At 71.7% G+C, this 12,723-nt stretch carries 13 protein-coding genes; 8 read left to right on the forward strand and 5 right to left on the reverse strand.

The annotated features are described in order from the left end of the window. Position 1 precedes the first annotated feature (1 nt). The 3 genes from ACWGN5_RS00595 (at position 2) to ACWGN5_RS00605 (ending at position 3,331) form a co-directional block, all read left to right on the forward strand. Positions 2-1,315 carry an MFS transporter gene (locus ACWGN5_RS00595; protein WP_453510252.1) on the forward strand — a complete coding sequence of 438 codons (1,314 nt, stop codon included), beginning with the start codon at positions 2-4 and terminating at the stop codon, positions 1,313-1,315. Between the two features lie 5 nt (positions 1,316-1,320). Further along, positions 1,321-2,346 (forward strand): TolB-like translocation protein, encoded by a 1,026-nt coding sequence (locus ACWGN5_RS00600; protein WP_453510617.1) that lies wholly within the window; start codon positions 1,321-1,323, stop codon positions 2,344-2,346. 166 nt (positions 2,347-2,512) lie between these two features. Beyond that, the gene (locus tag ACWGN5_RS00605; protein WP_453510253.1) at positions 2,513-3,331 is read left to right on the forward strand and encodes an isocitrate lyase/PEP mutase family protein; all 819 of its coding nucleotides are present in this window, start codon (positions 2,513-2,515) and stop codon (positions 3,329-3,331) included. Positions 3,332-3,446: 115 nt separating this feature from the next. Here ACWGN5_RS00605 and ACWGN5_RS00610 read toward each other — a convergent pair whose 3' ends face one another. Beyond that, positions 3,447-4,229 carry an SAM-dependent methyltransferase gene (locus tag ACWGN5_RS00610; protein WP_453510255.1) on the reverse strand — a complete coding sequence of 261 codons (783 nt, stop codon included), beginning with the start codon at positions 4,227-4,229 and terminating at the stop codon, positions 3,447-3,449. A gap of 233 nt (positions 4,230-4,462) precedes the next feature. On the opposite strand from ACWGN5_RS00610, the gene ACWGN5_RS00615 reads away from it, so the two are divergent. Continuing rightward, on the forward strand, positions 4,463-5,029 hold the full coding sequence (locus ACWGN5_RS00615; protein WP_453510256.1) for a dihydrofolate reductase family protein: 567 nt from the start codon (positions 4,463-4,465) through the stop codon (positions 5,027-5,029). A gap of 88 nt (positions 5,030-5,117) precedes the next feature. Here the strand turns inward: ACWGN5_RS00615 and ACWGN5_RS00620 are convergent, their stop codons facing one another. After that, a complete protein-coding gene (locus tag ACWGN5_RS00620) occupies positions 5,118-5,579 on the reverse strand; it encodes a hypothetical protein (RefSeq protein WP_453510257.1) in 462 nt (153 codons plus the stop codon). A 337-nt stretch (positions 5,580-5,916) separates the two neighbouring features. Here ACWGN5_RS00620 and ACWGN5_RS00625 point away from each other — a divergent pair, with 337 nt between their 5' ends. Continuing rightward, positions 5,917-7,326, forward strand: coding sequence for a phosphotransferase (locus ACWGN5_RS00625; protein WP_453510259.1), 1,410 nt, complete (start codon positions 5,917-5,919; stop codon positions 7,324-7,326). A 97-nt stretch (positions 7,327-7,423) separates the two neighbouring features. Next, positions 7,424-9,766: a methyltransferase, FxLD system gene (gene fxlM / locus ACWGN5_RS00630; RefSeq protein ID WP_453510260.1), complete on the forward strand. Its 2,343-nt coding sequence runs from the start codon at positions 7,424-7,426 to the stop codon at positions 9,764-9,766. A gap of 59 nt (positions 9,767-9,825) precedes the next feature. Here fxlM and ACWGN5_RS00635 read toward each other — a convergent pair whose 3' ends face one another. Beyond that, positions 9,826-10,350, reverse strand: coding sequence for a GNAT family N-acetyltransferase (locus ACWGN5_RS00635; protein ID WP_453510262.1), 525 nt, complete (start codon positions 10,348-10,350; stop codon positions 9,826-9,828). A 132-nt stretch (positions 10,351-10,482) separates the two neighbouring features. Then, the gene (locus tag ACWGN5_RS00640; RefSeq protein WP_453510263.1) at positions 10,483-11,007 is read right to left on the reverse strand and encodes an AAA family ATPase; all 525 of its coding nucleotides are present in this window, start codon (positions 11,005-11,007) and stop codon (positions 10,483-10,485) included. Between the two features lie 364 nt (positions 11,008-11,371). On the opposite strand from ACWGN5_RS00640, the gene ACWGN5_RS00645 reads away from it, so the two are divergent. Together ACWGN5_RS00645 and ACWGN5_RS00650 are read left to right on the forward strand one after the other, a co-directional pair. Then, the gene (locus ACWGN5_RS00645; RefSeq protein WP_453510265.1) at positions 11,372-11,620 is read left to right on the forward strand and encodes an antitoxin MazE7; all 249 of its coding nucleotides are present in this window, start codon (positions 11,372-11,374) and stop codon (positions 11,618-11,620) included. Positions 11,621-11,623: 3 nt separating this feature from the next. Further along, positions 11,624-12,004 (forward strand): toxin Doc, encoded by a 381-nt coding sequence (locus ACWGN5_RS00650; protein WP_369148968.1) that lies wholly within the window; start codon positions 11,624-11,626, stop codon positions 12,002-12,004. Here ACWGN5_RS00650 and ACWGN5_RS00655 read toward each other — a convergent pair. After that, on the reverse strand, positions 12,001-12,147 hold the full coding sequence (locus ACWGN5_RS00655; RefSeq protein WP_453510266.1) for a hypothetical protein: 147 nt from the start codon (positions 12,145-12,147) through the stop codon (positions 12,001-12,003). The two genes, ACWGN5_RS00650 and ACWGN5_RS00655, sit on opposite strands and share 4 nt — an antisense overlap. Between the last annotated feature and the right edge of the window lie 576 nt (positions 12,148-12,723).

The following is a 12,723-nucleotide window of genomic DNA, read 5'->3' on the forward strand; positions in this document are numbered from 1 at the left end:
CGTGTACGTGGCGGACAGTCGCAGCACCCCCGCGACGGCCGCGGAGGCCGCCGCCCGGGACCTCGGTCCCGGGCGGCGTGCCGCCGTCGCGCCGACCGTCCTCGCGCTCGGCACCGTCAGCCTCGTCACGGACGTCTCCTCGGAGATGGTCACGGCGGTACTACCGCTCTACCTCGTCGCCGGGCTCGGCCTCTCGCCGCTCGGCTTCGGCGTGCTCGACGGCGTGTACAACGGCTTCAGCGCGGTCGTACGGCTCGTCGGCGGCCATCTCGCCGACCGCGGCGGCCGGCACAAGACGGTCGCGGCCCTCGGCTACGGGCTCTCCGCGCTGTGCAAGCCCCTGCTCCTGGTGGCGAGTTCGCTGCCGTTGATCGGCGCCGTGCTCGCCGCGGACCGCACCGGCAAGGGCCTACGGACCGCGCCGCGCGACGCCCTGATCTCGCTGGCGTCCCCGGAGGAGTCACGCGGCCGGGCCTTCGGGGTGCACCGGGCGATGGACACCGCGGGCGCCCTGATCGGCCCGCTCCTCGCCTTTCTGATCCTCCGCCAGGCGGTCGACGGCTACGACGCCGTGTTCACGGTCAGCTTCTGCGTGGCCGCCGTCGGCGTGCTCATCCTGCTCCTCTTCGTACCGTCGCGTCCCCGCCCCCTCGCCGCCCCGGCGCCCGACGGCGCGCCGCGCGCCTCCCTCAAGGCCGCCCTCGCCCTGCTCCGGGTGCCGGATGTACGCCGACTCGCCCTCTGTGCCCTGCTGTTGGGACTCGCGACGGTCAGCGACTCCTTCGTCTACCTGCTGCTGCAGCGGCGCCTCGGCGTCGCCGACCGCTGGTTCGCGCTGCTGCCGATCGGCACCGCCGCCGCCTTCCTGCTGCTCGCCGTCCCGCTGGGGCGGCTCGCCGACCGGGTCGGCCGATGGCGGGTGTTCCTGGGCGGCCACGTCGCGCTGCTGCTCGTGTACGGGGCGCTGCTCAGCGGCTGGCAGAGCCCGGCGCTCCCCTGGCTGGTCCTGGCCCTGCACGGCGGTTTCTACGCGGCGACCGACGGAGTCCTGATGGCCGCGGCGGCCGGCTTCGTCCCGCCCGAACTCCGGTCGTCCGGGCTCGCGTTGATCCAGACGGGTCAGGCGCTCGCCCGCTTCTGCTGCTCGATCGCCTTCGGCGCGGCCTGGACCGCGTGGGGCGACCGCTGGGCGGTCGGCGCGGCGACGGCTGTGCTCGCGGTGTGCGCGACGGCGGCGTTCGCCCTGCGGCCGGCGACCACGACCCCGCGCACCGGCACCACCACGGACAAGGTTTCGGAGGAAACACCCGCATGACCCCGCTGACCCTGCGCGGCAAACTGCTCGTCCTGATCGCGGCGCTCGCCGTGCTCGGCGGTGTTGCCGTCGCGTCGCTGCTGCACGCGGCCGACCGGGCCGCGGAGAAGGACCGCCCGCAGGCGGGCGGCCCGGCGATCGCGTCCGGGCGGATCTCGCTCGCGGCGGGCGCCGACCGCCGGATCGTCTTCCGGAACATGGCCTGGGGCCCGCACCGCGACGAACTGGCCACGGTGCCGGCCGGCGTCCCCGCCGGTCCGCGGACCGCGTCCGGGGTGAAGTGCCTGCGCTTCCACACGGCCGGCGGCACCGGCATCTGCCTGCAGGCCGTGCGCGGCGCGGTGGAGGACGCGTACCGCGCGGTCGTCCTGGACTCGGCACTCAAGGAGCGGGCCCACTACCCGCTCCCCGGCATCCCGACCCGCGCCCGGGTCTCGCCGTCCGGTCGGCTGGTCGCGTGGACGGTCTTCGTCGGCGGCGACTCGTACGCCGGCGCGAACTTCTCCACCCGTACCGCCGTCCTGGACACCACGACGGGCCGGCTCACCACGTCCCTGGAGGAGTTCCGGGTCGTGAAGGACGGCAAGGACCACCGCGCTCCCGACACCAACTTCTGGGGCGTCACCTTCTCCCGCGACGACCGGCACTTCTACGCCACCATGGCGACCGGCGGCCAGACCTACCTGGTGCGCGGCGATCTGACCGCCCGTACCGTCACCACGGTCCACCGGAACGTCGAGTGCCCGTCCCTCTCCCCCGACGAGACCAGGATCGTCTACAAGAAGCGCGTCGCGGGCGCCCCCGCGGACGCGCCCTGGCACGAGTACGCACTGGACCTGGCCACCCTGCGGGAGACCGCGCTCGCCGAGCCCCGCAGCGTCGACGACCAGGCCGTCTGGCTCGACGACCACACGGTCTCCTACTCCCTGCCGGGCGATTACGGCGCCGACCTCTACACCGTCCCGGCCGACGGCTCGGGCACCCCGAAGCGCCTGATGGCGGCGGCCCTGGCACCGGCGTTCCTGGAGTGAGGCCCGGGGTTCGCCGCGTCCGCACGCGGATCGGCCGCCGGTCGATCAGTGGCGCGAGCGCCGCCCGCTCGGCCGGAGTACAGAGATGTACCTGGCCGATCGTCGTACGACGGTGGTGTCGGAAACCTGCCAGACAGCGGGTTCGGTTCGCTGGTTGGCTGACCGCATGATCACTTCGCACCGCGACAAGGCCCTGCTGTTCCGCTCCCTCCACCGCTCCTCGCGCCCCCTCGCGCTCGCCAACGCCTGGGACGTGGCAAGCGCCCGTGTCATCGAGGCCGCCGGGGCACCCGCGATCGCCACCACCAGCGCCGGGATCGCCTGGTCGCTCGGTCTTCCGGACGGGGGCCATCTCTCCCCCGGTCGGGCGGTGGACCTGATCGCCCGCATCGTCGCGGCGGTCGACGTACCGGTCACGGCCGATGTCGAAGGCGGATACGGAACGGACGCGGCCGGCGTCGCCGACACCGTCGCACGAGTGCTGGAGGCGGGTGCCGTGGGCATCAACATCGAGGACGGCACGCGAACGCCGGCCGAGCTCAGGGCACGCCTCGCGGCGGCCCGGGCAGCGGCGGAACGAGCGGGCGTGGCCCTGTTCCTCAACGCCCGTACGGACACGTACCTGTTCGGCCTCGGCGATCCCGCCACCCGCCTGGAGGACACCTTGGAGCGGGCGCGCGGGTACGTCGAAGCCGGCGCCGACGGCATCTTCGTCCCCGGCGTGACCGACCCCGCGACCATCAAGGAACTGGCCGCGGGCATCTCCGTCCCGCTGAACGTCATGGCCGGCCCGGGATCACCGGACGTCACCGCGCTCGGCGGCCTCGGTGTCGCCCGCGTCAGTCTCGGCTCGGGTGTCGCCCAGGCCGCCTACACCGCCACCCGCAACGCCGCGCGACAGCTGTACGGCACGGGCGACTACCAGGCGCTCGCCGACGCCATCCCCTTCCCCCAGCTCGACGGTCTGTTCCCCGCTCCCCACTGACCCCGCACGAGGAGCGGGCACGGCCTGCGGCCAGCCCGGGAGGCGGCCCCGGCGGTCGTACGCGGTCCGTTCGTCGTCCCTTCCGGCCGCTATGGGGTGCCGCTCGCGCCCGCCCTCACTTGCGGCCGACGCCCGCGTACATCGCGACGTCCGGCGTGGCCGTCTCCGGCCGCCACGCGGAGCAGGAGACCACGCCGGGCTCCAGCAGTTCCAGGCCGTCGAAGTAGCGCGCGATGGCCGTGGGGGTGCGCTGCGTGAGCTTCGGGGTGCCGTGCTCGTTCCAGAACGCCACGGCCGCGTCGACGTCCGGCATGTCGGGGTGGGTGACCGTGTGGGACAGCACGAGGTGGCTGCCGGGGGCGAGGGCGTCCATGAGCCGGCGGACGATCGCGTACGACTCCTCGTCGTCCTCGACGAAGATGACGACGCCGAGCAGCATCAGCGCCACCGGCCGCGAGAGGTCGAGCGTCTTCGCCGCGGCGGCCAGGATCGTGTCGACGTCCCGCAGATCGGCGTCCAGGTAGTCGGTGCGGCCCTCGGGCGTCCCGACCAGCAGGGCGCGGGCGTGCGCGAGGACGAGCGGGTCGTTGTCCACGTACACGACACGCGCGTCGGGAGCGACGCGCTGGGCGACCTCATGCGTGTTGTCGGCACTCGGCAGCCCCGTGCCGATGTCCAGGAACTGCCGGATGCCTTCCTTCTCCGCCAGGTACCGCACCGCCCGCCCCAGGAACAGCCGGTCCGCCTTCGCGTACTCCCCGATCCCGGGGTGCAGCTCACGGATCTGGTCGCCGGCCTCCCGGTCGACCGGGTAGTTGTCCTTGCCGCCGGTCCAGTAGTTCCATATCCGGGCGGTGTGCGGCCGGGACGTGTCGATGCGCGATTCGATGTCGGTCACGCCTCCAACGTATCTCAGCGCTCCTGCAACTCCCGTACCGCGCTGGCACATTGACCGACGTATCACCATCGAGAGCACTGTCGATCCGGCCTCCTGACCGAAGCACGGGAACAGTGCGGATTTCTCGACCAAATGGTGTCGTGAGGTGACTCGGCCCTGATGTCCCGCGAGCCGTGACGAGTCCCGCAGTCCGGCGGTCGTACTGTCGAAGCCGTCACCGAGGAGGACTTCTGATGCGCAGCGTGACCTATTCGATGGGCACCTCACTTGACGGCTACATCGTCGGGCCGGACGGAGCATTCGACTGGACGGCGCCGGACGACGAGGTCTTTCGCTTCTGGATCGACGACATCAGAAAGGTCGACGTACACCTGCTGGGACGACGGCTGTACGAGACGATGCTGTACTGGGAGACCGCCGACCAGGAACCGTCGCTCGACGACTCCACGCGCGAGTGGATCTCGCTCTGGAATCCGCTCCCGAAGGTGGTGTTCTCCACCACCTTGTCGGAGGTGCAGGGCCATGCCCGCCTGGCTTCCGGCAGCCTGGCGGAGGAGATCGAGCGACTGCGGGCCGAGCCCGGCGAGGGCGAGATCGCGATCGGCGGCGCGACGCTGGCCGCCGAGGCGGCGGCGTCCGGTCTGATCGACGAGTACCGGATCATGGTCCATCCGGTGCTGGTCGGCGGTGGCATTCCGTTCTTCCCCCGGCACGAGCGCCGGGTGGATCTCGAACTCGTCGAGACCCGCACCTTCCCCTCGAACGTCGTCTACCTCCGCTACCGCGTGGCGGGATCCTGACCGCTTGCGGCGAACCTTCCCGGCCGGGCCGTCGAGCGCGTCGTGCGGTCGTACGACGTCGCCCTGACGGCCCCGTGTGTCTCAGCCGTCACTTGAGGGTGAGGCAGGTGGATGTCCGCTCGCCCTTGTACTGGGTGCAGACCTGCGTGCCCTTGGGGACCAGTGGTCCCGTGTGTCCGCCGCGCCCCCACCAGACCGCGGCGAAGAAGCCGTTCGAGCTCTGGGTGAGGTCGGCCTTCTTCCAGCCGCCGCCGATCTTCCACGCCTTTCCGGGGGCCTTGTACGTCCAGCGGGCGGAGTAGACGACGCCCTTACGCGCCGGCTTCTTCGACGCGTACACCCAGCCGATGCCCCGCTGCGAGGCACCTTGGTTGTGCCAGTACTCCACCACGACGCTTCGCTTGCATCCTCCGCCGGGATGCGCGACGCAGTTGCGGGCGCGCAGGTCGGTGGGAGGAGAGGCGGTCGCTGCCGGGATCGTGGCCATGAGCGCCGCCGTGGCCGCGGCGGTCAGGACCGTCGCGCGGACTCGGTGCGGTGAAGTGATCATGCGCGGTACAACGAACGCTCGCGTACGGCGTTCTGCCTGGGGAGGGCATGTGTACGCCCTGTCGTCGGCGTTTCGGCCAACCCCTACGACCCGCACACCTGTTGTAACGGCTGGGTCCATGCATCCCCCATCCTTCGAAACGCGCTCTATCTCGGGGTCCAGGGACCGACCGAAATACATGTGTTCGATACCCCCGGACTGGTCGTTGAGCCCTACGACGAGCCTGGACGACCGTGAAGGGAGATCAGCGGATGACGAGCGGCTTTCCCGTTCTCCGTGCCGACGGCCGCGTCAGCCTCTGCAGGAAGCTGCTCTCCCGACTGCTGGGAGGCGGCGTATGAGCGGCGGGCGGCACACCGTGCCGGTGGACGTGCACCTGATCGCCGTACGTGACGGAGCGCGGGGGCCGGAAGTGCTGTTGTCGCGGCGGGCCGGCGACGTCTACGCCTCGGGTCTGTGGCACGCCCCTTCGGGCCACCTGGAGCGGGAGACCGTCGTGGACGCCGTCGTGCGCGAGACGCTGGAGGAGACCGGTCTCGTCGTGGCACCGGCGGACGTGCGCGCGGCTGTCACGGTGCACCACCGGCCACCGGGCGGAAAGGAGCGCATCGGCGTCTTCTTCGAGGTCCGCCGGTGGCGGGGTACCGCCCGGGTGATGGAGCGGGACAAGTGCGACGCGATGCGGTGGTTCCCGCTCGACCGGCTCCCGGAGCCGATGGTCGCCTACTGCCGGGCCGGTCTCGACGCCTACCGGGCCGGTGCGCCGCTGGCGCTGCACTTCCAGGGCCCCGACGATCCGATCGCCTACGACGCGGAGCTCGACCGCCTCCGCCTCGTCCCCGGCCCGGGGCCTGCGGACGGGGAGCCGGAGCCGGCCGTACGGGAGTTCGCCGAGCGGGCCGTCGGACGCATCGCCACCTGGGCGGATGTGTCCTGGGCCCGGGAGAACAGCCGGGTGTGGCGCGTGCGCGGGGCGGCGGGCGGCGTGTGGTTCGTGAAGCTTCACCAGAACGAGAAGTTCCACCACCGCGAGACGTCCGCGCTGCGCGGCTGGGTGCCCGGCCTCGGCGGTGCCGGGCCCCGGCTCGTGGCCGCCGACCCGGGTCTCCTGGCCGTCGTGGTGACCGCGGTCGAGGGCCGGTCCCTGCACGGCAGGGTGCTGAACGGCGCCGAGGAGCGTGCGGTGTTCACGGCCATCGGCGCCCTCGCGGCCCGCATCCACGCAAGCCCTGTCCCCGAGGCGCTGCCTGCAGCCGCGCCTCTGGGACCGTACGACCGGATGGACCGCCACCTTCACCGCGCTCAACCACTGCTCGCACCGGGCGACGAGGAATTCGTCCGCTCGGCCGTCGCCACTGCCCAGGAGCTCGGGCCGCTGACGCCGGTGGTGACCCACGGCGACTTCCAGCTGCGGAACCTTCTCCTCGGTGACGACGGCACGGTGGGGGTCATCGACTTCGAGCGCAGTGAACCCCAGCCCTGTGTACGGGACTTCGTCCGCATCCTGGACCACTTCGACGGCCGCCCCGATCTCGCCGCGGCGTTCTTCGGCGGCTACGGCCGCCCGTTGACCGGCGCGGAGGAGGCGCATCTGATCGCGAGCGCCGCCCTCGACTCGGTCTCGGGCATCGCCTTCGGGACTCGGGCCGGGGACCCGGAGCTCGTCGAGCGTGGCCGCCGTACCCTCGCCCGCCTGCGTACCGGAAGGACATGGCCGTCGCTCCGTCCACAGGGAGTCCCGCGATGAGCCCCGGCATCGGCGCGCCGGTGCACGGTCTGTCCGATGCGGCCGACAGCCCCGCGCGTGTTCGGCACCGTCACACCATCACATGAGGAGAGACCCGTTGGAGTACGTCGAGCGCACCGAATGGCACCGGCACTACGCCGATGGCAAGGGGTTCCGGTTGCTCGGGGACGTGGAGCGGAAGCTGCTGGCCACACACGTGCCCGCACCGGAGGCAGGCGGGCGGGCGCTGGAAGTGGGATGCGGGACCGGCGAGCTGTCGGTCCACCTCACGTCGCTCGACTACACCGTGGACGCCGTCGACTTCGCCGACAGCGCGATCGTCCGCGCCCGTGAGCAGCACCCGGACGCCCCGCGGGTGACGTGGATCTGCATGGACATCGAGCGTGACGACCCGGTGGCGCTCCACGAGGGCGGCTACGACCTGATCGTGCTCCGCCTGGTCGTCCCGTTCCTCGCGAACCGGGTGTCCACCCTGCACGGTCTCGGCGAACGCCTGCGGCCCGGTGGTGCACTCGTCGTCATCACTCCGGTGGCCGAGCACACCCCGGAGGAGCGACGTGGCACCGCGCTGGACGAGGACGGGATCGCACTGCTGACCGGGCGCTGGGAGCGGGCGGATCGGTTCGACGCCGACCGGCTCGCGGTCCTGGTCCTGCGTGGCCCCTGTCATGCCGGCACCCGGGCCGTGGAGCGAAGGCCGTCGCCGACCGGTGCGGAGGCGACCGGCGCGCTCGCCGTCGTCACCGACCAGGCCGGCCGGGTACTTCTGGGGCGCTCGCGCCGGGGCGTGTGGGAACTGCCCGGTGGAGAGTGCGTCGGCTCGGAGTCGTTCGCGGCGGCAGCGGTCAGGGGGCTCGCCGAGGGCACCGGGCTCGCCGCCGAGGTCGAGGACGCGCACGTGGTCACGCTGCTCGGCGACGCCGTGGGCGACATCCCCCGGCTCACGGCGGTGGTCCGCGTCACCGGCTGGACGGGGGCGCTCACCCGGCCCGAGCACGACCGGATCGTCCGCTGGGAGTTCTTCGACCTGCACGCTCTGGCCTGCGCCGGGGATGTGTCCGTACCGGCCGCGCAGGCCCTGGAGGCCGTCTGGCCCGGGATCCTGCCGGACCTGCCCCCGGTGACCTCGTACCCGATCGACGCGGCACAACCAGCGGTGCCCGGCGAGCCCGCCGAGGCCGTTCGGCTCCGGCAGGCCATGGCGGAGACCGTGGCCGCCGGCGGCTGGGCCCCGTCGGCGCCGGTACGGGAGGCTCTTCGGTCGGTTCCCCGGCATCGGTTCGCCCCCGAGAGCAACCTGAAGACGGCCTACGACGCCGGGGACTTCGCGATCGTCACCCGCCGGAACGAGGATGGAAGGGCGACCAGTTCGGTGTCCGCGGCGTGGCTGCAGGCGGACATGATCGAGGGCCTCGATCTGAAGCCGGGGGCCGTCGTGTGGGAGGCGGGATCGGGCGGGTACAACGCCGCATTGCTCGCCCATGTCGTCGGCCCTGGCGGGCGCGTCGTCACGAGTGACATCGATCCCCATGTCGTACGCCGCGCGCGCCGCTTCACCACCGAGGCCGGCAGCGGGCGCGTCACCGTCGTCCACGGCGACGCCGCCCACGGAGCGCCGGGCGGTCTCCTCCCCCGCGGCGGGTTCGACGCCATCGTGATCACCTACAACTGCTGGGATGTCGCCCCGGCGTGGCGCGAACAGCTGGCGGAGGGCGGGCGCCTCGTGCTGCCGCTCGAGATCGGCGGCTACACGCGTGCGATCGCCTTCCGGCGACACGGGGATGTGCTGGTCGGCCGGCGGTTCACGCACTGCGGGTTCGTTCCCGCCCAGGGGGCGGACGCCCGTTCCGCGCCTGTCGTCGTGCTTCTGGACGGGCAGCTGCGGCTCCGCTTCGATGACGGTCCCGCCGGGAGCGTCGAGGGCTTGGAGGAGGCGCTGCGCGGGCGCCGGCACGAGATCGCCACCGGGGTCACCATGGGTCCCGGCCTCGACTTCGGGTCGCTGCAGCTGTACGCGGCGACGACGTTGCCCGGGTTCTGCCGCCTCGTCTCCGCTGCCGACCAGGGCGCCACGGTGGTGGGGATGAACGCGGGATCGGACGCCCCCGCCGTCCTCGGGGACGGCTCGCTCGCCTACGTCACGTACGCACAGACCCGGCACAGCGAGATCCGTTCGGAGCGGCTGTGGGAGTGGTACGTCCACGCCTTCGGCCCCCGAGGCCCGCAGCTCGCGGAGAGGTTCGCGGAGACGGTGAGGGCGTGGGACCGGGACGTACGAGGCGACGGCGGCGGGAGCGCGGACCCGGCCGTCACCGTGCATCCGGCCGACGCCCCTGAACACCTGCTGCCCCGGGGCGATGTGGTGGGCAAGGAGCACTGCCGCATCGTGGTGCAGTGGCCGGGCCGTGACGGCCTGCTGCCCGCCCCCGTCGACCGATGACCAGGGCGTCCCGGATACGGGGAGGTGAGATGAGGTGACAGACGATCGTTTCCAAGGGGTCAGTGATCGTAGGAGGTCAGCTCATCGGCCAACAGGTCCATCAGGAGCCCGTCGTGCCAGCTGCCGTCCGGTCCGCGTTCGTAGTTGCGCATGATGCCGACCGGGCGGAAGCCGACCTTGGTGTAGCAGCGGATGGCGGCGGCGTTGTCCGCCGCTGGATCGATCACCAGGCGGTGGAAGCGGTGATCGGTGATCAGGTGCCGGGCCAGGGTGCGGACGGCGTCGGTGCCCAGGCCCCGGCCGTGCACCGCTGGATCCAGATAGAGGTCGATGTTCGCGTGCCGGTAGTCCGGATCGGTCTCCGCGCCCCACTGGATGCCACCGACCGTGCGGCCGTCCAGCTCGATGACCAGCAGGCTGACCCCGGGATCGCGGAGGTCGCCGACGACCTCCGCGGCAAGGTCAGCGTCGCCGCGCCAGCGCGCGTACACCTCGGGCTTCGCCCGGATGGCGGCCAGCGCCGGAACATCGGAGGGAACGGCGGGCCGGAGGGTCACCTCGACGCCGTGCAGAATCGTCTCCATGAACGGGAGGCTAGTTGACCGACTTCAAGGTATCGACTGCGCGCATGGGCAGTGGTCCAGGCCTGCAGGAGCGGCGGACCCTGTGGGCCGGCACCTCTGCAGCTCATCACCGATCCGCCACGGGCCGGACAGTCAGGTGAAAGACGGCCATCGATCGGCGGCCCACTCCGGCCAGCCCGGACAACCAGGAGGCGGACCGCCGATGTCATGCCCGTCGAGTTCCGCGGCGTCGGGCTCCTCGAACAGCGTCCTCCAGTGCAAGAGGTCCGCCTCGCTCATCGGGAAGGTCTGATCCGGAGTCGTCGACCGGCGATGGGCGATCCGAGCGCGTTGGGTCTCCAGGTCCACCGGCACGTACACGAGGTCACAAGACGCGCCTACAGACTCCGCCAACCAGCGGATGGCGGACCTCTCGTCACGAGACCAGCATCCGAAATCCAAGATCACGTCGGTTCCGAGCCTCAGCGCCTCCAGGGCAAGCGAGAGCAGCCGCCCTTCCAGGACATCGCGTTTCCCGTCCGCCTCCGGCTGACCGAACAGCGGAATCATCCACTCATCAGGCGTCAGCCGAAGCGCGTGGTGCTCCTTGGCCAGGTGCCGAGCCCTTGTGGTCTTGCCGGCCCCCGGGAGGCCGACTGTCAGAAACAACGTGGTCACACCCGGATCGTTCATGGAAACCACGGGGAGGACAACTGCTTTCTCCCCTGGTGGATCACGACGCTGCTCAGTCCGGAAAGGGTGCGGCGCGTCTTCCCGGCGGCACGCCGGAGCCTTCGGACCAGGGCGCCCCGAGGCGACCGTCATCCGCGGGTCCCGCGGGGGAGGCCCCGGCCGAGCTGGCCGGTCTGCCAGTCCCGAGCAGGTGCTGGAGCTGTTCGACTGGGGTCCGGACGCGGCCGGCCAGCTCGCCGCCGTGCACTGGGCCCCCGCTGATCTCGGGCGTGACGGGCCCCTGAGGGGACCGACCTCCTACGTGACCGGCATCTGGTCACGCCTGCATACTCTGCGGCATACTTTCCGTATGCCAGACACCAGCGTCAGGATCGACGAAGCCACGCGGGACCGGTTCAAGGCCCTCGCCGACGCCGCCGGGCTGTCCGTGAAGGACTACCTGGAGCGCGTCGCCGACGAGAAGGAGCGGGAGCAGCTCCTCGACACCGCCACGGCCGCCTTCCGGCGTGCCATCGGCGCGCCCGGCATCGTGAGCCGCTTCGACGCCGACTTCGGCGGGCTGCCGCCGGCCAAGCACGAGACTCCGCGGGCGGCCTGACCCGTGCAGCTGCTCGTCGACGCCCGCTGGCTGCTCGACCGCCAGGAAGACATCCTCCGCCGGGACCTCACGGTCAGCGACTACTCGGTCCTGGCCGGCATGGCCGCCCGCCACCGGGTGAACACGCCGCACATCGACCAGGCCGACCCGGACGCGTTCTGGCGCGCCGCGGTGTTCCTGCAGGAGTGCGTCCTGCTCCGCCCGCTGCCCGCGCGCAATGAGCTGTACGGCTACGGCGTCGCCATCGCGTACCTGGAAGCCTCCGGCCACCGTGTCGACACCTCGTACGAGCCCTGGCGCGATCTCATCCGCGACATCCAGGCTCTGCGGCTCACGAGCTACGACATCGCCGACCGCCTTCGGTCGTTCGCGCAGCAGGCCTAGCTCCAAGCCACGTAGGCGTTGCCGATGTCGGGATCGCCGTAGAAGAAGAACAGCTTCAGCTCGTCGTGCTGATGGCGGTCCACGTGGAAGGACCATGCGTAGGTCGACGGGGGCTCAGGATCCGGGGCGTCAGCGGGCGTCACAGGAGACCGTCTCTCGACTCGTGTCCGAACCCTCAGGTCAAGCCGGACGGCCCGTCCGCCGTTGTCGTCGGCCAGTTGCCGGGTTCCGGGTTTCCAGTACGGGTCGGGACCGGCTCGCCTGCAACGCGCGCACAGGCTCAACACCGCTGGTCGCCCACGCCGGTCGACCCGTCGGTCCGACCCAGGTGGCAGGCCGTCCCCGAGGATGTCGCCATGCCCGAACCGTTGTGATCAGCGGTGGAGGGACCCCCGGTCGCCGCGCACGTCTTCACCCGTGCCCGGGGGGGCGACGGCCCCGTCAAGCAGGCCGCCGAGCACTGGGTGGACAACTTCCGCGCCGACATCTCACCGCCGCCCGGACCGGCGTCACCCGCATCGACCAGACCCTCAACGGGCGCGCCACCACCTGCCGACGCGTCCAGCGGGCTGCGTGCGGCCGGGGACGACGGGCGGCGGCGCGAGGGGTGTCCGCATGCCGGACGGTGGCTCGGTCGGGTGGGAATCGTCGATCATCGCACTCCGGTGTCAATGCTCCTCACCGGAGGCGTTCTGGACATCGCGGAGAGTTCTACGCGC

This window comes from Streptomyces sp. NPDC055815 (assembly GCF_053616475.1).

Excerpts from the sequence above, each read along its gene's own strand:
- ACWGN5_RS00620 (WP_453510257.1), bottom strand. The coding sequence starts at position 5,579 with ATGATCACTTCACCGCACCGAGTCCGCGCGACGGTCCTGACCGCCGCG.
- ACWGN5_RS00605 (WP_453510253.1), top strand. The coding sequence starts at position 2,513 with ATGATCACTTCGCACCGCGACAAGGCCCTGCTGTTCCGCTCCCTCCAC.
- ACWGN5_RS00625 (WP_453510259.1), top strand. The coding sequence starts at position 5,917 with ATGAGCGGCGGGCGGCACACCGTGCCGGTGGACGTGCACCTGATCGCC.
- ACWGN5_RS00645 (WP_453510265.1), top strand. The coding sequence starts at position 11,372 with ATGCCAGACACCAGCGTCAGGATCGACGAAGCCACGCGGGACCGGTTC.
- ACWGN5_RS00635 (WP_453510262.1), bottom strand. The coding sequence starts at position 10,350 with ATGGAGACGATTCTGCACGGCGTCGAGGTGACCCTCCGGCCCGCCGTT.
- ACWGN5_RS00615 (WP_453510256.1), top strand. The coding sequence starts at position 4,463 with ATGCGCAGCGTGACCTATTCGATGGGCACCTCACTTGACGGCTACATC.